The following is an 18,036-nucleotide window of genomic DNA, read 5'->3' as shown; positions in this document are numbered from 1 at the left end:
CTCCTTGAAGCCTGTCGATCAACTCGACGACGACATCCATTCAATGAATGGCGCGTCCCAAGCTCCGACCACTTCCCTGCACACGGGATCGTCCTGCCCAACGAAATCCTCTGCTTTACACGCCATCCACTTTGGTCACATAAGCCGTGTCTACCGCCGAGATGCCGCCGAAGTAACGTGCCTTAATCCGCAAGACGACATCGCGTTCAAATGCCGCTTCACTTTCCGCTCGCTGCAGGAAGGTTTGCACTGGCCAGATTTCTGTCCATACAAACTGCCGCCGGAAGTCACCCACATACCAGTCACTCAGCGCCCCACCCCCCTGCTCATCAATAAAGGGGGAACTCAGCACTTCCATTGTTCCCTGGATTGGGTTCGCCATCCGAGTTTCATTGTCCCCCGAGATAACCGTCACCTCGGTGGAGTTCACCACACTACGTGCCGTTCCCCGCAAACTTTCCGGTACCAGCATCTGCTTCGCCGGTGCAATAATCGGACGCTGTGTCCCATCAATCCGGTCATCAATGACTTCCGTCGCTCGATAAGACATGACCGCATCCACATCAGTCCAATCGGCTAGCGGAACCGCATTCGAGAAACTCGCCGACGTCGTATTACCAGCCCCGACCCAGTTGCGATGAGAACCGTCCGTTTTATAAAGCGCCATGCCCGATCCATTCGGACGATACACATACCGTCCCGCACTCGCATCGGCATCCGTCACCGCCCGAACAATCGTCCGCTCCCGTTCCTGTCGCAGGTAATACCCGAGTGCCATCGCCCGCCGGTTAATCTCCCCAGTCTGATCGAACGCAATCAACTCCTCCGTGATGGACAGAACCCGACCTTGCTTCGCTTCCAAGCTCGTCACATACTTTTCTTCGAAGGTCGACTCCTCATAAGGATGACCTTCCGAGACCGCCGTCGGACCGGCAAGTGCCCGAAACCCGGCCAACTTCTGATTCCGGTACCGACTCGGCAACACCGTCACCAGTTTGTCACCAATAAAACCACTTTCGTCCTCATATCCTTCAATCACCTTCCGGCCAATCAGTTCCCCTGTCACCACCTGGAACAAGTTCGTTCCCACACCCGGTGCCGATTCCTGCAAAGCCTGCTTCACACTTCCGACAGGCTCCGCCGCCATCGCCAACCGATTAAGTTCCGGCAACACTCCACAAGCTTCGGCCAGTTCGTGATAACTGAAATTGTGGACATGCAATTGCCCCTCATTCAGGAGTCGGCACACCTGATGATAAAAGCCTTCCGCACCATGCGATTCAATCAAGCCTCTAATATTCGTTCCCTGCATCTATCCCATATCCTTTATTCGATTTCTCGATTCGTTTTCTCTAAAGCACCGTAGATAACGACATCAATTCACACTGCTCTACCCCGTCCACTGACGGCGCAAAACCATACTTAAGAAACTGTTCGCACCTCAATGTCGCCCCCAAGAGACACACACCTTATCCAATTTGAGCGTTAACGTTGGCGGAGCCAGTGTGAAAGGCCGAGGCGAAGTTGACCCGCAGTAGGTTGCTACTGGTGCCGCGATACTCCGCTGCCCGGGCAATCGCCAAACCACCACTCGCCACCGACTCCAATTGCTGATCATGCAATTCCGACGAACCTTCGTCCGGTCCCATCAGATCGCCCACTTCGTAAGTCGTCGCCGCCACATCAAACTCGTAAACCGAGTTCGGGCTGACATCAACCGAGACCGGATCCGTATCCCCATTCCCCGAACATTGGTGGGCAACTCCTAGAAACATCGCCGCAAAAGAAGCCTGCGTCGTCTCTAGATCCGTATCCCATTCAAAGCCCGAAGCCGGTTTCACATCATCCGCATCCAGAAAGACGAGATCCCCCGCCTCAATTACCGTACCACTATCCACGCGCACCTTGATTAGTTGCACCTGTCCACTTCGATATCGAAGTTGATTCCCCATAACTTACTTTTCCTTTACAGTTTTGCTGTATCAAGAAATCCCCGCGTCTCATTCGTTCCTGCACCAAAGCAGAAGAACGTGCAAAGCGTCACGCCGCTTTTAACAACCGAATGAATTCCTCATCCTGGTTCTGTTCCTCGCCCGTCTCAGACAGGCGGCCAGAACTTCGCGGCAACTGTCGCCGCGCCCGTTTCCACAATTCCAACCGTTCCCGTATCAATTCATCCCTACGAGTACCGTCAGTCGTCGCCACTAGTTGCTCCCGAAACAGATCCGTCACTGCCTCAGCCGGCATTCCCATTTGTTCCATCTGCTGCATCCATTCCGCTACCTGCAACTGGCAATCATTTTCTGCCCGCGCCTGGTTTAATTCATTCGTCAATGACTCACATTCAATTCGCAGTCGTTCCACTTCCTCGCTCAACCATTTCTGACCCAACACCATTTGCCCGGCAGTCGACTCGTCGGATTCGTTTTTGAGCGAAGGCAAATCCTCTCGATCCATCCACGTCCCTAATTCAATCTCTTCGACCTCAACCTCAACAATCTGGTTAGCTAAGCCAGTCACACCGTCCTTGTAAGACCAGGCGAATACCAGCCCGACCTCGACTCCCTCTCGCTCTGCGAGCGCGATCATGTTTTCATTAAACAGACCGACGCGTTCGACGTTCCTGTAAGCATTCGCTGAGACCTCCCCCACGTGCTCTTCCAGTTGGTCATCCAACTGTTGCAGCACCATTTCATAAGACCCCATTAATGTCATTCCTAGTCGGATCCCCAGAGGCATTTCATCCATACCCTCTTTCAAACCACGCGTCGTCGCCGGAGAAACAACCACATCCACACTGATCACATCATGAATTTTGACTACCCGCGAACGATCGGCAGTCCGCTCAGCCAACACCACATGGCTCATTCCAACCACGTCAGACTCCGATTCGGCCAATGCCAGAAACGTCCGGCCCGACTCCGTGTCCAACACTCGAATGTCACCCCGCACGCGTTCATCCTGATAGGAAACATTCTCCACCGAACCGATCAAGTCTCGTGCACTCCGTTCTCGAACATGCCCCGATCGCCCCGCATGATCCAGGAAAACCGGTTTCCCTTCGTACAGGTCAACAGCCTCTAGCAGAGCCTGTGATTCATATTCATACCCGTTCCGTGAGTAACGTCCCGCCAGCGCCACATTCCGAACCAACCGTTCCCCTCGATCAATCTGCACGCCTTCTCGGCTCCAATCGAGTATCTGTTCCGTCAAAGTCTGTTCCGTTAAAGCCTGTTTCGTTAAAGATTGAGCGGGCCGTGTCCCGTTGAGTTCTGGTTCCGCGCAGGTTTGCTCACTCATCGACATCTCCTCGTTTTCTTCACTGCATAGTTTCGATTGACTCTTCAACCTACACACACGTCGTGCGCAACTATGCCTAAACTGTTATGAGGTAACGATAATTGCATTTCCGCTTTAAGCGATTAGCGGTTGCATTCTCTTTCAAGCGGGTTATAAAACGGGAAGGGAATCTATTTCTGATCCACGCACTTCCGAGATGATCACATGCCCATAAACGTATCCGACCAACTCTCCGCTCACTTTCGATCTTATTCCACAGCAAGACTGCTCGACGCCACCCGTCAAGTCAATCGCTGCCTCAAGATCTTAACGAAGGAGCAAATCTGGACGCGGCCCAACGAAGTCTCCAATGCCGTCGGTAACCTCGTTCTGCACCTGACAGGCAACGTCAACCAGTGGATCCTCACCTCATTAACGGCCATTCCTGATCAACGCGACCGTCCGGCCGAATTCAATCAACGCGATCCATTACCCACAGAAGATATCGCCGCCCAACTCACCAATACTGTCGATTCCGCCTGTCGAGTCATCGATCGACTCGAACCCGAGCGCCTGATCCAGGGAATTAACATCCAAGGCTACGACACCACCGTTCTCGGTGCCGTCTATCATGTCGTCGAACACTTTTCGCTGCACACCGGCCAAATCGTCTATGCCACCAAGCTACACATCAATCAGGACCTCAGCCTCTACGATGAACACGGTCAACGCTTCGACGGCAACAAACCCAGCGCCCCGTAACAAAACAGATTCGCTGTCCAAACACAAAAAAACGCCACGAAAGAGAGGCTCTCTTCCGTGGCGTTTTTGAATGTGTTTTGACTCTTGTCTGTTACAATCGTTCGCCCAATCCCGATTTCCGTTGAGCTTTACTGTAAATGGTTAGTGCGTTTGGCAACTCTTCCCTTAAAGCCGCGGCACGACTGCCATCCGATGGGTGCGTCGACAACCATTCAGGTTGTTGCTCGCCCCCTTTGGCCGCCGCGAATCGTTCCCAGAACTCAACTGCTGCAGATGGATCATATCCCGCTTCCGCCATCAGTTTTACACCAATAACGTCCGCCTCCATCTCATGCTTTCGCGAGTAAGGAAGAATAACTCCGTATTGAGATCCCAATCCGTAAGCCTTCTTCCAGATTGCCTGTTCCTCAACCGTCAATTCATCTGTGAAAATATCCAACGCTTTTCCCGCTCCCTGAGCGATCATCTCATGACTCATCCGTTCGCTACCATGCCGGGCAATCACATGAGCCACCTCATGCGACATCACCACAGCCAGCCCCGCTTCATCTTCACAGATCGGCAATAGCCCTTCGTAAATACAAACTTTGCCACCCGGTAATGCAAAAGCGTTCATCTCTTTCGATTGAACAACGGTGAATTCCCACTGGAAGTCAGGACGATTCACCACTTCCGCGATTCGCTGCCCTACCCGATTCACCAGTTCCTCAAAACGAGGATTCGCCGAACGGGTCTCTTTTGACAGGATCTCGGTGTAAGCTTGAGCCCCCATCTGGATTTCCTGTTGTTCCGGAACCAGCAAAACCTGTTTGCGACCGCTGACAGGTGTCGATCGGCAGCCCAGCACAAAAAGACAGACCATCAATGGCAAACAGAGAATCGCGCTTTTAATAAATGCCACCCGCTCAAGTCGGGTCCACACCGCGTTCGTTATATTTGGTAACACTTTTTACACATCCTTGTGAATAACAGGTATTGGCCGTCGCAGATGGACAGTTTTTCTATCCTGCTGAATCGATTCATTATTACCCACCCATCACCATCCATTGATGGGTAAGACGCTTAGCCGCAGCTCATTGCACGGCGAGAGTTTCAGACGGCCGGCTACGACTTGATTATGCGGTCATCGCATTCAACAGTCATCAAACATGCCTGTTTTCAGTTCTAAACTTAACGTCCCACAAGGTTTAGTAATTGATCTCGTCTTCGCTGGCAAGATCGAGTTCCATTTCCCAGCCTCTTGCCCTCGATCAATCTGCTGCCCAGTATGTACGCCAATCTGCATAAATATTTAACACTTCATCTCAAATACCCTACATTCAAGGGTAACTCTTCCCATGTTCCTTTACATTCGCAACCATCCGGGACTATCGTGGAGCACGAAATTTGACCTGATGCCCGGTCTCCGCTCCAGACGACCCGGCCAATTTTTATCTCCAAGGAATGAATCAAAACATGGCAACTATTTTAGTGACAGGTGGCGCAGGTTTTCTGGGCAGTCACTTATGTGATCGTCTCATCGAACGTGGCGATGAGGTCATCTGCCTGGATAACTTCTTCACCGGTAAAAAACGAAATATCGAACACCTCATCGGGAACCCTCGCTTCGAGCTGATCCGACACGATATTGTCCATCCGATCTTTCTTGAAGTTGACCAGATCTACAACCTCGCCTGTCCCGCTTCGCCCGAAGCTTACCAGTACAACCCGATCAAGACGATCAAAACATCGACGGTTGGAATGGTCAACATGCTGGGTCTCGCCAAACGCTGCAAGGCCCGCATCCTGCAAGCATCTACTTCCGAAGTCTACGGCGACCCCGAAATCCATCCGCAACAGGAAGACTACTGGGGCCACGTCAATCCGATCGGACCTCGCAGCTGCTACGACGAAGGCAAACGTGTCGCCGAGTCGCTCTGCATGAACTACCATATCTCTCACAACTTGGAGATCCGCCTGATCCGTATTTTCAATACCTACGGACCTCGCATGGATCCCAACGATGGTCGGGTGATCTCCAACTTCATCACTCAAGCCTTACGTGGCGAACCAATGACGGTTTACGGCGACGGTAGCCAGACCCGCTCCTTCTGTTTCGTACACGACCTGCTCGAAGGCATGATGCGATTGATGGATCAGGACGAAACGACCGGACCGGTCAACATCGGAAACCCAACCGAAAATACCATGTTGGAATTAACCGAAAAGATTATTGAAGTCACCGGTTCATCCTCACCCGTATCTCACGTCGAGCTTCCCAAAGACGATCCCAAACAGCGTCAGCCCGATATTACGCTCGCCAAGAAATACTTGAATAACTGGGAACCTCAGGTTGATCTGAAAAAAGGTCTTGAACAGACCGTTGCTTATTACAAGGAACTTCTGAACCTGTAACCCAGACAGTTTGATTGGGGCAATCCTGCTAAAAGCGTCAACAGTTTCAACGCGACCGGCGCGCCCCTCATCATCCATACACCTAAAGCCAGCCTGACTTATCAGGCTGGCTTTATGCATTTGGAGCGTCCAAAGGCACGATACGAAAAGAAAGATTACATCTCCACTCTTCCCAAGGCCGCGATATCCTTCCCAGCTTAATGCGCCAATCACCGTTTCAGCCCTCAACTCGCCAGCAAACTCAGCCTCGTTTTACCTAACCGGAACAACCGCTGAATCTGGAACCAAAATCGACGTAACCTTTTTGCAGAATAACGAGTTGAGACATTCAAGGGATTGCGAAATCCACGACGATAGTCAAGGTCAGTCCGACATAGAAAGTACTCTTCGAGTCAATCAAAATACTCTCAATACAATTTTCGTTGACAACCTGGAAATCGCGTTTTCGAGAATCATGATCCAGGAAACGATTATTCGAAGAGGACTCAATTCTATATCAACGGTGAAAACGTTTTCGCCGCCTAACCTATTTTTCATGGATGAGTCGGGGCTTCTTAATCTTTGCGACGCGCGTTGCGGCGGTTGAGAATGGCCAGACGAACTTTGAAACGCCTATTTAGAAGACCGCCTCGAGTCGAAGTACCGACTTTTATAATAGGTAAGGACGGCCTTCAAAGGATCCCAACGGAAGGAGATGCTTTTCTTATGAAACAGTTCAGATTATATTTCGCGATTTTGGCGACTTTAGGTCTGACCACAGGCGTGCAAGCCGGAAGCTTGTTCGATGGACTTCTCGGAAGTCACAAAAGCTGTGGTTGTGCGTCTACATGTCAGCCTGAGTGTTGTAAACCTACGATTACTCGACCTTGTAAATCCAATGTCTACACTTACCAACGTAAGTGCTCCGATATTAAACCACCCTGCTGCTGTGAGGCTGCTCCCAGCTGCTGTGCTCCAACTTCCTGCCTGGATAAACTAGGCAGCTTGTTCAGCCACAATAAAGGTGGATGTTGCGACACAGCTCCAACTTGCTGTGCTCCTGAAGCTTCTTGCTGTGCACCGGAAGCAACTTGCTGCCCGGACCCCAGCTGCTGTGCTCCCGAAGCGACTTGCTGCCCGGACCCTAGCTGCTGTGCACCCGAAGCGACTTGCTGCCCAGCTGATCCCAGCTGCTGTGCTCCTCAAGCTGCATGCTGCCCTTCTTCAGGACCCAACTGTTGTGCTCCTGAAGCTGCTTGCTGCCCCGGACCCAGCTGCTGTGCTCCTGAAGCTGCTTGCTGTTCAACTGGTGGATGTTCAACTGGTGGATGTTCACATGGTGGATTCTTCAAAGGTGCTTCCAACTGTCTGGATGGACTGACTGGCCTTTTCGGTCACAATAAATCTTGCTGCGGAACAGCGACTGATTGCTGCACCACAACCTGCTGCAATGCTGATCCTTGCGAAATTGCTAAGCTGATCTATCAGTCTCAGACTGCTTGCTACGCTAAAGACCGTAAAAGTGCTATCGATGAACTGGGTGACAACTTCAACTGTGCTTGTAACCCAGAAATCATGACTGCTTTCATCTACGCTCTGAACGACTCTGACGAAGATGTTCGTAAAGAAGCTGCTGATGAAATCGGCGACCAGCTCCGCAAAAACCCTTGCTGCTGCAGCCCTGAGCTGACAGCTGCTCTGACTTGCTCACTCGGTGACTGTGACCGTGGTGTTGTTCGTCAGGCTGAAGAAGCTCTGGAAGCTTGTGGATACGAAATTGTTGATGGCTGCTGCGATCCTTGCTGCACCACAGCATGTGCTACCAGCTACAGCACCGGAACTGTCGCACCGTCGACTGCTCCTGCTGCACCGGCTGAACCTAAAGCTGTCGAACCGACTCCGGCTCCGCCAGAATCACCCGAAGCTTACTTCCCAAGCCGTATCCGTAGTCACCAGTCTTCAAACGGAAAATCTTCCGCTAAAGGACTTGCTGGACTGTTCAGCCTGGTCAACTAATCTTGAAAAGGTAATCTGAAAGCAAGCAGAACATAAACTGTTCTGAACTACTCTCAGCTGATGCTAAACGACGAAAGGCCGTCACAAGAAATTGTGACGGCCTTTTTCGCGTTTGTAGACTGAAATAAACACGGTGTGTGAATCATTGGGTCGGAAGGCACCACCATCCCTAAACAAAACTCACGGTGACGATGTATTCGTGATCTTGAGAAGAAGTCTTCGATGACTCATTAAACCTCATCGTCGTCGTTGCCTCTCCACACTCTCGTCAGTCAACCCACCACTACCGTTTCTTAATGAACCGATAAATCGCCAACAGCACTATCGCACCAATCACCGCCAGGAAGAAACTGCGGATATCCCATCCATCGACGGTGCCCATCCCCAGGAACGTTCCGATATACCCACCGACGAATGCGCCTACCACTCCCAGAATGATCGTCACGATACAGCCGCCCGGATCATTCCCGGGCATAATCCACTTCGCCAACACACCCGCGATCAAGCCAAACAGAATCCACGACAAAATTCCCATTAATCCACTCCCGGTTTTATTCAAAGATACAGATACTTTCCTGGTCAAACGTTACGACTCTTCTCGTCCGAAGTCAACAAAATAGTCAGAGGAATCAGACAGGTTCTCCTCCGTCAGCGCACTCCGCATCAGCCCCCTATCCCTCTGGCACACTTCTCTTTAGCTCCATCCGCGCAATCGCTTCGCCCCCAGTAAGACGTCACCCGTGTTTCACCACGGTCCATGAACGTCTGTTTGAAGATCTTTTCCTTCAAACCGTCTTACTTAAAGGAGCATCTCTCGATGGATGTCGACGCCCTGGTCACGCTGACCCAGACAATCGGATTCCCCGCTGTCTTTCTCTGCGCGCTCACTTTCGGAGGTTACCAACTCGGGCTGAAAGCACTCGAGATTCTGGAGCCGAACGTTCAGCGAATCGTAGATCGTCATATCACCTTCCTCGATCAACTGAGCAACCAGCTCACCAAGATCGATGAAATTCACTCAGCAGTCACGGAGAAAAAACATGAGCAGGAAGTACGCACTCGACTCAACGGACCTTGTGAAGATCACTAAAGGAGCCCTCATCGCCGGCATCGCGGCAATCCTGACTTTCTTTGCCCAGGCCTTCGGCCTCTTGGGTGACACCGTCAACATCATCAACCACCAATACGGCGACTCCAATGTCGTCGATGGAATACCGCCGGTAGCAATCTGGTGGCTTCTTTCCATCGGCGTCAACCTTGCCCGGAAATGGTTCTTCGACAACATGGAAGGGAACTAAACCATGACCAGCCATAAGTTCAACCCTGAGAACAAACGCAATACTACCAACAAACTCCATCCTAAAGGTCCCCTCATCTGGTTCGTCGCCATAGGTGTGGGAGTCACCATCTTCATGGTCTTCACTGCCATGGGCTACAACTCAGGCAGTGGAAACGTCGTCCAGGCGGGAAGCGTTGAAATCAATCCTGAGTACATCAAGATTCTGCTTTCACTCTCCGCCCTCTTCATCCCCTGGATCAACTCTAAATGGCCTCTCCTCGGTGACCTGCTCGCGCGGTTACTCAACCAGTTTGTAGATCCCGAAGAATCACCTACCGAATCGGTGCAAACGAAAACCGAGACCGAACACTTCTGCGACCTTCACGAAATCGGTCTCCAGTTCGCCCATCGCAACGACAACCAGGGCATCCAACTTTGCACACAACTATTCGAGCGGTTGCTTAAACACCAAAAGCCGGAACCGGAGGACACCGAAGGATGAAACCCTTATTTTCACTGTGCTGTCTCGCATTCATCGGTTGCCTACAATCTTCAAATCTTCTCGACATCCCCCCGGAACCGGCAGGTAATACCCGGTCTCTCATCGCAACATCACTCGAAGGTGCCGCCCGCGAAGACTCTCTTCAGATCTATGGCATCTACATGGCCGCAGCGGACTACATCGAGAGCGATCAACTCCAGGCAGCAAACGCGGGCGAGCTCAATCAACAAATCGAAAAGTTGTTCGCTCTGTCGAACTGGCCAACCGGTAAGTATCCCAACTTCACCAAGACACACGAAGAAGTCTTAAACCCCCTGCTCGGTTCACCCCATCAGACCATCATGGATCGACGAACGGACATCGCTGCCCTCTTCATTCAAATCGCCCTGGGGGCTAAGGACGCCGCAAGATGAATAGGAACATCAACAAGCTTTGCGGTTGGGCAGGAGAAGCCGAAGCCAAACAATCAATGGAACAGATCGGCGATCAATTCCCCCAGTTTCAAATCGCCGGCACCACCGAGAGTAAAGCAGGCGGCACTTACCGTCTCTGGGATTTCACCCGAATAATCATCGGTAAAGACTCCCAGAATTATCCCCAGAAAACTGGCGACTGCGTCAGCTTCGGTGCCAAGAATGCCATCGAATACCTTGCCTGTATTGAAATCGCTAATGGCGACCTGGAAGTCTTCAATCCGATTTTCCCTCCCTACCTCTATTACACCGGCCGCGTTCTCATTGGTAACAACAAACTCCAAGGCCGCGCCGGTTCAGTCGGTTCCTGGATGGCGAAAGCGGTAGAAAAATACGGCACCATTCCCACCGGACTTGATGGACTTCCCACCTACTCAGGAAAGCTCGCCGACGAATGGGGTGATGGCCAAAGAGACTGCTCCCGCTGGGTCGATGTGGGAGACGACCATCTCATTCAAACGACCTCACCGATCCACAGCTGGTCGGAACTCGTCGACGCCATTGGAAACGGATACCCGGTCACAATCGCTTCTGACCTGGGCTTCAGCATGAAGCCGGGTCGCGATGGTTACCACGAACAAACCGACACCTGGCATCATCAGATGATGATCCACGGTATCAGCGATGGTCCCGAACCGTGGTGGTCCCCCCTCAACAGTTGGGGCAACGTCCACGGCACTATTCTTGATCCGGAAACAGGTGAACCCTGGCCTGCCGGATCGCTCAAATGCCGTCCCGAAGTCTTGGAACGCGCTTTCCAACGCGGCGAGCTCTTTGCCTATTCCCAGTTTCAGGGTTTCCCAGAACAACGACTTCGCTGGAACTTTGTTTGATGAAGAAAGAACAAAATCAATGGAAACGATATCACCAAACTCCAAGCCCCGTGCTTTCGATCCTGCAGATCGTCGGATTTCTGGTCTTCTCGCTCTTTGTGTTGTCACTTGCATGGTCCTGCTCAATTCTGGTTGCTCCCCCACCAGCAGAAACGACGATTGGGAATCCGCCCGATACCACGGACTGATCCTACTCACAGTCATTCTTACGGAGACACCGCCTCCAGAATTTTTTGAAGAGACGTGTGACTGTGCGAGTGGTGAATGCGTTTGCTCAAGTGACTGTGAATGCGACCACTGCCGCCAGAAACCGACAACATCAGTAGCATCGCCACCCACAAAACAGGTCCTCTATTTCACCGCCACCTGGTGCCCTCCTTGTCAGCGTTGGCGTGAGCAGGAACTCCCCGCCCTGAGAGCGCAAGACTGGAATGACGATTGGCTCACCGTCATCGACATCGACCATCGTTCCGACTTACGTCTCCAGTACCACGTCCACGCTGTCCCCACTTTCGTCGTTCTGCGAAATGGTCAGGAACTCGCTCGCCGTACGGGCTATCTCAACGCCATCCCCTTTGCCAACTGGGTCAACGCCCTCTGACGCAGAAGCCCGACAGAGGTAGAACCATGCAGGAGATTTATGTCGTCATCACTTCCGTTCTAATCGGCGCCTTCCTCGCAGAATGGACCGAACGCCAATACTCACGCAATGAATACATCAATAAAAAGAGAAGCCAGATGAATCTGAAACACCAACTCGGCACCGCCATCCAGCAATGTTTTACCTTACCGGGCAATGAACCGATCGTCGGTTTTCAAGTCGCCACTATTCAAGGTTGGCTCGGAGCGGTCCAGTTTCTATTCGAATTGATCGACAACGACTCTGTCGAGCTGATTGAGGGAGTCGCTTTCAAGCTCGACCCCACGGGAAAAATCGAATATCAACGTTCCTCTAATAGCATCGCATTCCGGCTAAGTCCCGGGATTCAGCTCATTCTCGACGCCAAAATTGCCCGCATCAAACCGATCGCCACGGGCCTCATCCTCGAGCGAAATCAGCTCCAATTGCTCCTTGATGGCTTCCCCGACATCAAAATCGGCCTTGAATAACCTGTTCGAGACATCTTCGTCCCATTTTCCCGTTTCCGTCCCACCTCAACACAGCGGCGTAAAAACAGCGTTTATCTGTGGCTATCTGTTATTCCCATACCGATTTTCCAGTGGTTGTCGGCACGTCCAGTCATTATCATACCGGCTCCATAACCTTACACACCGAACCCGAGAATACTCCCTCTCACCCGTTCGAGACTGGACTGATGATGAAGAAACCCGAACTCCTCTCCCCCGCTGGTTCCCTCAAAGCAATGCGTTACGCCTATGCCTATGGAGCCGATGCCGTTTACGCTGGCCAGCCTCGCTACAGCTTGCGCGTCCGCGAAAATGAGTTCTCCAAATTGGAAGTGATGGCCGACGCCATCACCGAAGCGCACAGCCTGGGTAAGAAATTCTATATCGCCAGCAATATTTCGCCGCACAACTTGAAGGTACGCACTTACATCAAAAACATGGAACCTGTCATCGCCATGCAGCCCGACGCGCTGATCATGTCCGATCCCGGTCTCATTATGATGGTTCGCGAAGCCTTCCCCGACACCCCAGTACACCTCTCCGTCCAGGCGAATTGCGTCAACTACGCGACTGTGAAATTCTGGCAGAAGCTCGGCCTCGAGCGCATCATCCTCTCACGCGAACTCTCCCTGAAAGAGATCGCCGAAATGCGCGAAGAATGCCCCGAAATGGAACTCGAAGTTTTCGTCCACGGTGCCCTTTGCATTGCCTACTCCGGACGCTGCCTGCTTTCGGGCTATATGAGTTATCGCGACTCTAACCAGGGCGCGTGTACCAACGCCTGCCGCTGGGAATACAAAGTCAACGAAGCGGAACAGAATATGGAAGGGGACATCGTCCTCAAGAACCCTCAACCCGCCCTTTCTCTTGCCAACGACGGACCTTCCTATCCTGATCTTCCCATCGTCGAACAGAACCCACTTTCTGATGAAGTCTTCCTTCTCGAAGAGGCGGGACGCCACGGCGATCTGATGCCCGCTTACGAAGACGAACACGGCACGTACATTATGAACTCCAAAGACCTCCGCGCCATCCAGCATGTGAAAACATTCTGCGACATGGGGATGAGTTCTTTGAAGATCGAAGGCCGTACCAAGTCCTTCTTCTACGCCGCCCGCACGGCTCAGGTTTACCGTCGAGCAATCGACGACGCCGTCGCCGGCAAAGAGTTCGACGGCGACCTGATGACGATGCTCGACAGCCTCTCCAACCGAGGTTACACCGATGCTTTCTACAGCCGCCACATGCCCAACGAAATGCAAACTTACGAACATGGTCGCTCTGTCGCTAACCAGCAGAAGTTCGTCGGCGATGTCATCGAAGTCGACAACGACTTCTTAACCGTCGAAGTCAAAAACAAATTCGAAGTCGGTGAAGAAGTCGAACTGATGACCCCCGCCGGTAACGTTCGCTTCACCCTCAACCAGATGTTCGACGTCAAAGGCAACCCTGAAGAAGTCGCCCCCGGCAGCGGCCACTTCCGCAAAATCCCCCTCGAAGGCAACGTCTCCGAGGAAATCCGCGAAGCCCTCCAAGGCCACGCCGGCGAATTCGCCCTACTCATGAAATTCGTCTAGCGTCTTATGTAGACCCCCAAGGGGTGACTCTGACGATCCAAAAGCGGGTTGCGCAGCAACACTCAAGCATAGAATTCAGTTCGACTGGAATTGCTCCCTTCAGCATGTCACACTTGAGATAACTCACTACACTTTGTGTGTCTTCGCCACAGAGACAACACATCGTGATTATCTGAGCCAACCTTCTGAAGATAAACGGCCACCCTCTACTTCTCTCCCAGATTCGCCCGTTGATCTTTCACACAAGAGTTATCCAGCGGTGTCGGATCGCCCACCTCTTCTACCGGATGCGTGTAAAGATACCGCCACACATCCTCATGAATGAAGTTCCCATCGGCATCTTTTCCAGCCGATCTTCCTGGCACCACGCTGGAGTGGGCGCGACCATTATTCCCCATCACGTCGAAGTCCGTAATCAAACGCCGCGTATTTCCATACGGGGTTTTGTTCTCGTCGACATTCACAATCGGCCCAAATTCATTTAGACCGATCAGCTCCCACGAGCGACAGTAATGATCATCGATCCAACCCGAATCTAAAACATGGGAGAATCCGAAGTATCTATTTTCGGGTGTTGCCGAAGGGAGTGATTGCCAAACCTGGTACTGATCCCGCGGACCGCATAATGCCACCACGCGGCTCACTTTTTGATGTTTGGCGAAGCGGGCCGACGTCGTGGAACCGTGTGACGCACCGGACATGATCACATCTTCCCAACGCAACTCATCTCCCGCCTCATTGATGAAGTACTCCCAGTTTCCTTCCGGGTTTTCTTTCGCCAACCATTTCACAAACTGCAAAGCCCGTTCTTCCATTCCGTCTGGTTTCGCTAAATCGAGCTCATCGCTGAAGTCTTCCCCCGTCGCCGCTTCCAAGCGAATATTCCCGCGAGCATGTTCGCCCACCGGATTTCCCTGGGCAAGAATTCCAAACCAGGCCCGTGCATATTGAACCTGAATGGCATGCAGACCATAACTGGAAAGTCGATCAAACAACGCCTGATTATGTCCCATCATCCAGATCACCAGTTTACCGCGGGGCGTCACCGAGGTATCGACCGACGCATGCTCCACATCCTGTGGTTTCTCCTTCGATCCAAATACGAATTTGATCTCGGGATACTCTTTCGCTCGCGGATCAATTTCACTTGCCCGAGCAGAAAGGTTGTACTGCTGCGGATTAATATCCTGATATTCAAAAGGTTCGTTAGCAAACGCTGAAGCAGCAAACAGAACAGGAACCAACGATAGGCTCAAAAACAGACGAGGAAACATCAGCAGACTTTCTCTCAGGTGGGTCGAATGGGTCAAGTATGGTATGATCATCCATACTAATCATCAAAACCCCCTGTTGACCAGCAGCCGTCTGATAGATTTCTCGGGAGCACCCCATGCGACTTGCCACTGTCCTCACTCCGCTTGATCACACCAACCTGACTCTGGCCGCACAATGCGGAGTCACCGATGTCACCCTTCGCTACCCCGGTTCCGATCTCTCTCTGCTAGTCGAACACAAACAACACGTCGAAGCTGCCGGGATGCATGTTTGCGCCATCGAAGGGTATCTTCCCATCGAGAACATCAAGCTTGGCAACGATAATCGGGACGAGGACCTTGCCGAACTGACTACGCTCATCGAATTCATGGGCAAAGCGAAAATTCCCGTCCTCTGCTACAACTTCATGGCGGGCACCGACTGGGTTCGCACCGACATCGCCGCCCCCACCCGTGGTGGCGCCCTCACCACCCGCTTCAATCTGCAAGCCGCCAAACAAGCCGTCTCTCTCAACTTGAAGGAAGACTCCTCCGACACAAAGTCGATCACCACCGATGAACTCTGGAAAAATCTGGAAGAGTTCCTCAACCAGATCATCCCCATCGCAGAAGCAAACAACGTCGCCCTCGCTATGCACCCAGACGACCCTCCTCTCGCAGAATTTCAGGGCAGAGCCCGGATCATGAATTCGGTCGAGAACTTCGAACGTCTCCTCGAAATGAATTCCAGCGCCGCACACGGCATCTGTTTCTGCCAGGGCACCTTCGCCGAAATGGGAGTCGACATTCCCAACGCGATTCGACGACTGGGCTCTCGAATCAAGTATGTCCACTTCCGCGACATCGTCGGTTCCAAAGAAGAATTCACCGAGACGTTCCACGACGCCGGTCAAACGGACATGGCCGCCGCGATGCGTGCCTACCGCGAAGTCAACTTCACCGGCCCCCTTCGCCCCGACCACGTCCCCCAACTCATCCGCGAAGAAGGAGGCGAACCAGGCTACACCATGCTGGGCCGCCTCTTCGCCTACGGTTACATCCGCGGCTTAATGCACGCAACGGAATAAGCTGTTTACACTTTGGAAGTGTAAAGCCCAGACAATACCAATCGGGTGGCCCAGACAATCACGGAGTGTTGTCTGGGTTGCGCAGCAACACTCAAGCATAGAATTCAGTTCGATTGGAATTGCTCCCCTCACCATGTCACACTTGAGACAATTCACCACATTGTGTTCCAGCGGCACCCAGACAACTTTTCAAGATTGTCTGGGGCACCCGCCTCAAACATCTCAGAACCCTATGTCATTCAGATCTTACTTCCCCGCCAACCAATCCACCTGATCTGCAGGGACCGTAAACGGCGCGAAGTTCGTCAACTCTCGCGATTGTTGATAATGGTCGAGCACCCACTTGACCGTCGGAAACGCCAACTCGTTCCAGGGGATCTCGTTCCAATCAAACAAACGAGTTTCCAGGCTTTCAATCCCGATCCCGATCTCGGGGCTCAGCATCTCCGCACGATAGAACATCTGCACCTGGCTGATCCGTGGAATCGAATATATCGCCAGCAAGGCGTTCGCTTGCACCCGGGCCTCCGATTCCTCGAACACTTCGCGAATTGCCCCTTGCTCTGCGGTTTCGCCCTCTTCCATAAACCCGGCGGGAATCGTCCAATATCCGACTCGAGGTTCAATCCCGCGCCGGCACATCAGGATTTTGTTTTCCCACGTGCAGACGGCGCCGACGATGATCTTCGGGTTCTCGTAATGGACCCAATCGCAGTCGCGGCAGACATACCGCTGCTTATCATCCCCGCACGGAACCTTCTTTTCAAAACCATGTTCTTCGGGACAGTAACTGACCATCGTCTTCAGTTCATCTCCTGGGGCAAACCCATATCACCTTGGATTTCATCCAGGATTCAGGGAACTCGAATTAACACGTCACTCAAGGGCTGCCGGTTCTGCTGGGGAATCATCTCTGGGTAACCATACCAGAGGAGACCCACGCAATATTCCCGTTCTAGTTCCGCTCCGATAATCTTCAGTAATTGCGGATCGCGAGTTACCGGTCCAGACGTCCATTTCACGCCGATCTCATGTGACCACAAAAAGAGGGCGAAGTTATGAATCGCGCAACAACACGAAGCATAGTCCTCCTGCTGCCGGACCGGGTCTTCATTATAGGGCGCCGTCACCACGATCCACCCCGGTTTTTCCTCCCAACTTTTCCGTTTTTCCTCAGCTCGTTTCGCCCCTTTGGTCTCCACCAGCATCTCGCAGTTCAAATCAACAACCGCCTGACGCGCCTCCGCCCCCAACCAATAGAACCTCCATGGTTCGGTCTTCTTATGATTCGGCACCCACCTCGCGAGTTCGAGTGCCTGCTCAATCAACTCCTCCGGCGGATGATCCGTCCGAAACTGATGAATCGTACGACGCGAAACCAGCAATTCAGGCAAAGACATTTCAGGCATAATAAGGATCGTGCATTCAAACAGGAGCGAGTCAAAAACGAGGTTTACAATTCTCATTATAAAA

The 18,036-nt window shown here is 52.3% G+C and carries 21 protein-coding genes; 13 read left to right on the top strand and 8 right to left on the bottom strand.

The genetic code is table 11. The features are described from left to right. Positions 1-115: 115 nt before the first annotated feature. From Pla110_RS03275 to Pla110_RS03265, 3 genes are all read right to left on the bottom strand, one after another. Entirely contained in the window at positions 116-1,312 is a 1,197-nt protein-coding gene (locus Pla110_RS03275; protein WP_144993178.1) for a phage major capsid protein, read from the bottom strand. 157 nt (positions 1,313-1,469) lie between these two features. Continuing rightward, entirely contained in the window at positions 1,470-1,952 is a 483-nt protein-coding gene (locus Pla110_RS03270) for a hypothetical protein (RefSeq protein WP_144993175.1), read from the bottom strand. An 88-nt stretch (positions 1,953-2,040) separates the two neighbouring features. Then, on the bottom strand, positions 2,041-3,300 hold the full coding sequence (locus tag Pla110_RS03265) for a hypothetical protein (RefSeq protein WP_144993172.1): 1,260 nt from the start codon (positions 3,298-3,300) through the stop codon (positions 2,041-2,043). Positions 3,301-3,504: 204 nt separating this feature from the next. Here Pla110_RS03265 and Pla110_RS03260 point away from each other — a divergent pair, with 204 nt between their 5' ends. Beyond that, entirely contained in the window at positions 3,505-4,041 is a 537-nt protein-coding gene (locus Pla110_RS03260) for a DinB family protein (RefSeq protein WP_144993169.1), read from the top strand. A 91-nt stretch (positions 4,042-4,132) separates the two neighbouring features. On the opposite strand, the gene Pla110_RS03255 is transcribed toward Pla110_RS03260, so the two are convergent. Beyond that, the gene (locus Pla110_RS03255; protein ID WP_197440477.1) at positions 4,133-4,987 is read right to left on the bottom strand and encodes a M48 family metallopeptidase; all 855 of its coding nucleotides are present in this window, start codon (positions 4,985-4,987) and stop codon (positions 4,133-4,135) included. 509 nt (positions 4,988-5,496) lie between these two features. Here Pla110_RS03255 and Pla110_RS03250 point away from each other — a divergent pair. From Pla110_RS03250 to Pla110_RS22830, 3 genes are all read left to right on the top strand, one after another. Further along, complete coding sequence (locus Pla110_RS03250; protein WP_144993165.1) at positions 5,497-6,435, top strand: UDP-glucuronic acid decarboxylase family protein; 939 nt, start codon at positions 5,497-5,499, stop codon at positions 6,433-6,435. Positions 6,436-7,489: 1,054 nt separating this feature from the next. Then, a complete protein-coding gene (locus Pla110_RS22835; RefSeq protein ID WP_231743004.1) occupies positions 7,490-7,795 on the top strand; it encodes a hypothetical protein in 306 nt (101 codons plus the stop codon). Next, positions 7,783-8,430 carry a HEAT repeat domain-containing protein gene (locus Pla110_RS22830; protein ID WP_231743001.1) on the top strand — a complete coding sequence of 216 codons (648 nt, stop codon included), beginning with the start codon at positions 7,783-7,785 and terminating at the stop codon, positions 8,428-8,430. Before Pla110_RS22835 ends, Pla110_RS22830 begins: the two co-directional genes overlap by 13 nt. A gap of 283 nt (positions 8,431-8,713) precedes the next feature. On the opposite strand, the gene Pla110_RS03240 is transcribed toward Pla110_RS22830, so the two are convergent. Then, positions 8,714-8,965 (bottom strand): GlsB/YeaQ/YmgE family stress response membrane protein, encoded by a 252-nt coding sequence (locus Pla110_RS03240; protein WP_144993159.1) that lies wholly within the window; start codon positions 8,963-8,965, stop codon positions 8,714-8,716. Positions 8,966-9,247: 282 nt separating this feature from the next. On the opposite strand from Pla110_RS03240, the gene Pla110_RS03235 reads away from it, so the two are divergent. From Pla110_RS03235 to trhP, 8 genes are all read left to right on the top strand, one after another. Beyond that, complete coding sequence (locus tag Pla110_RS03235) at positions 9,248-9,520, top strand: hypothetical protein (RefSeq protein WP_144993156.1); 273 nt, start codon at positions 9,248-9,250, stop codon at positions 9,518-9,520. Further along, complete coding sequence (locus Pla110_RS03230; RefSeq protein WP_144993153.1) at positions 9,471-9,728, top strand: hypothetical protein; 258 nt, start codon at positions 9,471-9,473, stop codon at positions 9,726-9,728. Before Pla110_RS03235 ends, Pla110_RS03230 begins: the two co-directional genes overlap by 50 nt. Before the next feature lie 3 nt (positions 9,729-9,731). Continuing rightward, positions 9,732-10,211 carry a hypothetical protein gene (locus Pla110_RS03225; RefSeq protein WP_144993151.1) on the top strand — a complete coding sequence of 160 codons (480 nt, stop codon included), beginning with the start codon at positions 9,732-9,734 and terminating at the stop codon, positions 10,209-10,211. After that, on the top strand, positions 10,208-10,624 hold the full coding sequence (locus Pla110_RS03220) for a hypothetical protein (RefSeq protein WP_144993148.1): 417 nt from the start codon (positions 10,208-10,210) through the stop codon (positions 10,622-10,624). The genes Pla110_RS03225 and Pla110_RS03220 overlap by 4 nt, the downstream gene beginning before the upstream one ends. Beyond that, a complete protein-coding gene (locus tag Pla110_RS22495) occupies positions 10,621-11,517 on the top strand; it encodes a hypothetical protein (RefSeq protein WP_197440476.1) in 897 nt (298 codons plus the stop codon). Before Pla110_RS03220 ends, Pla110_RS22495 begins: the two co-directional genes overlap by 4 nt. A 19-nt stretch (positions 11,518-11,536) precedes the next feature. Continuing rightward, positions 11,537-12,118 (top strand): thioredoxin family protein, encoded by a 582-nt coding sequence (locus Pla110_RS03215; protein WP_197440475.1) that lies wholly within the window; start codon positions 11,537-11,539, stop codon positions 12,116-12,118. Positions 12,119-12,144: 26 nt separating this feature from the next. After that, positions 12,145-12,627, top strand: a complete 483-nt coding sequence (locus tag Pla110_RS03210) for a hypothetical protein (protein ID WP_144993142.1) — start codon at positions 12,145-12,147, stop codon at positions 12,625-12,627. A gap of 209 nt (positions 12,628-12,836) precedes the next feature. After that, complete coding sequence (gene trhP, locus Pla110_RS03205) at positions 12,837-14,222, top strand: prephenate-dependent tRNA uridine(34) hydroxylase TrhP (RefSeq protein WP_144999573.1); 1,386 nt, start codon at positions 12,837-12,839, stop codon at positions 14,220-14,222. A gap of 206 nt (positions 14,223-14,428) precedes the next feature. Here the strand turns inward: trhP and Pla110_RS03200 are convergent, their stop codons facing one another. After that, positions 14,429-15,547 (bottom strand): BPSS1187 family protein, encoded by a 1,119-nt coding sequence (locus tag Pla110_RS03200; RefSeq protein WP_390620469.1) that lies wholly within the window; start codon positions 15,545-15,547, stop codon positions 14,429-14,431. 65 nt (positions 15,548-15,612) lie between these two features. Between Pla110_RS03200 and Pla110_RS03195 the strand changes: the two genes are divergently transcribed. After that, positions 15,613-16,563, top strand: coding sequence for a mannonate dehydratase (locus Pla110_RS03195; RefSeq protein WP_144993139.1), 951 nt, complete (start codon positions 15,613-15,615; stop codon positions 16,561-16,563). A 246-nt stretch (positions 16,564-16,809) separates the two neighbouring features. Here the strand turns inward: Pla110_RS03195 and Pla110_RS03190 are convergent, their stop codons facing one another. Together Pla110_RS03190 and Pla110_RS03185 are read right to left on the bottom strand one after the other, a co-directional pair. After that, positions 16,810-17,361: an NUDIX hydrolase gene (locus tag Pla110_RS03190; protein WP_144993136.1), complete on the bottom strand. Its 552-nt coding sequence runs from the start codon at positions 17,359-17,361 to the stop codon at positions 16,810-16,812. A gap of 56 nt (positions 17,362-17,417) precedes the next feature. Continuing rightward, the gene (locus Pla110_RS03185) at positions 17,418-17,972 is read right to left on the bottom strand and encodes a nitroreductase family protein (protein WP_144993134.1); all 555 of its coding nucleotides are present in this window, start codon (positions 17,970-17,972) and stop codon (positions 17,418-17,420) included. Positions 17,973-18,036: the final 64 nt, after the last annotated feature.

The organism is Polystyrenella longa, from assembly GCF_007750395.1.
Classification (GTDB): Bacteria; Planctomycetota; Planctomycetia; order Planctomycetales; family Planctomycetaceae; genus Polystyrenella; species Polystyrenella longa.
This window is presented reverse-complemented; position numbering and strand designations above follow the sequence as displayed.

What these genes read in the sequence shown, in the direction of transcription:
- Pla110_RS03275 (WP_144993178.1), bottom strand. Translation starts at nt 1,312, where the DNA reads ATGCAGGGAACGAATATTAGAGGCTTGATTGAATCGCATGGTGCGGAA.
- Pla110_RS03270 (WP_144993175.1), bottom strand. Translation starts at nt 1,952, where the DNA reads ATGGGGAATCAACTTCGATATCGAAGTGGACAGGTGCAACTAATCAAG.
- Pla110_RS03265 (WP_144993172.1), bottom strand. Translation starts at nt 3,300, where the DNA reads ATGAGTGAGCAAACCTGCGCGGAACCAGAACTCAACGGGACACGGCCC.
- Pla110_RS03260 (WP_144993169.1), top strand. Translation starts at nt 3,505, where the DNA reads ATGCCCATAAACGTATCCGACCAACTCTCCGCTCACTTTCGATCTTAT.
- Pla110_RS03250 (WP_144993165.1), top strand. Translation starts at nt 5,497, where the DNA reads ATGGCAACTATTTTAGTGACAGGTGGCGCAGGTTTTCTGGGCAGTCAC.
- Pla110_RS03240 (WP_144993159.1), bottom strand. Translation starts at nt 8,965, where the DNA reads ATGGGAATTTTGTCGTGGATTCTGTTTGGCTTGATCGCGGGTGTGTTG.
- Pla110_RS03235 (WP_144993156.1), top strand. Translation starts at nt 9,248, where the DNA reads ATGGATGTCGACGCCCTGGTCACGCTGACCCAGACAATCGGATTCCCC.
- Pla110_RS03230 (WP_144993153.1), top strand. Translation starts at nt 9,471, where the DNA reads ATGAGCAGGAAGTACGCACTCGACTCAACGGACCTTGTGAAGATCACT.
- Pla110_RS03225 (WP_144993151.1), top strand. Translation starts at nt 9,732, where the DNA reads ATGACCAGCCATAAGTTCAACCCTGAGAACAAACGCAATACTACCAAC.
- Pla110_RS03220 (WP_144993148.1), top strand. Translation starts at nt 10,208, where the DNA reads ATGAAACCCTTATTTTCACTGTGCTGTCTCGCATTCATCGGTTGCCTA.
- Pla110_RS22495 (WP_197440476.1), top strand. Translation starts at nt 10,621, where the DNA reads ATGAATAGGAACATCAACAAGCTTTGCGGTTGGGCAGGAGAAGCCGAA.
- Pla110_RS03215 (WP_197440475.1), top strand. Translation starts at nt 11,537, where the DNA reads ATGGAAACGATATCACCAAACTCCAAGCCCCGTGCTTTCGATCCTGCA.
- Pla110_RS03210 (WP_144993142.1), top strand. Translation starts at nt 12,145, where the DNA reads ATGCAGGAGATTTATGTCGTCATCACTTCCGTTCTAATCGGCGCCTTC.
- trhP (WP_144999573.1), top strand. Translation starts at nt 12,837, where the DNA reads ATGAAGAAACCCGAACTCCTCTCCCCCGCTGGTTCCCTCAAAGCAATG.
- Pla110_RS03200 (WP_390620469.1), bottom strand. Translation starts at nt 15,547, where the DNA reads ATGATCATACCATACTTGACCCATTCGACCCACCTGAGAGAAAGTCTG.
- Pla110_RS03195 (WP_144993139.1), top strand. Translation starts at nt 15,613, where the DNA reads ATGCGACTTGCCACTGTCCTCACTCCGCTTGATCACACCAACCTGACT.
- Pla110_RS03190 (WP_144993136.1), bottom strand. Translation starts at nt 17,361, where the DNA reads ATGGTCAGTTACTGTCCCGAAGAACATGGTTTTGAAAAGAAGGTTCCG.
- Pla110_RS03185 (WP_144993134.1), bottom strand. Translation starts at nt 17,972, where the DNA reads ATGCCTGAAATGTCTTTGCCTGAATTGCTGGTTTCGCGTCGTACGATT.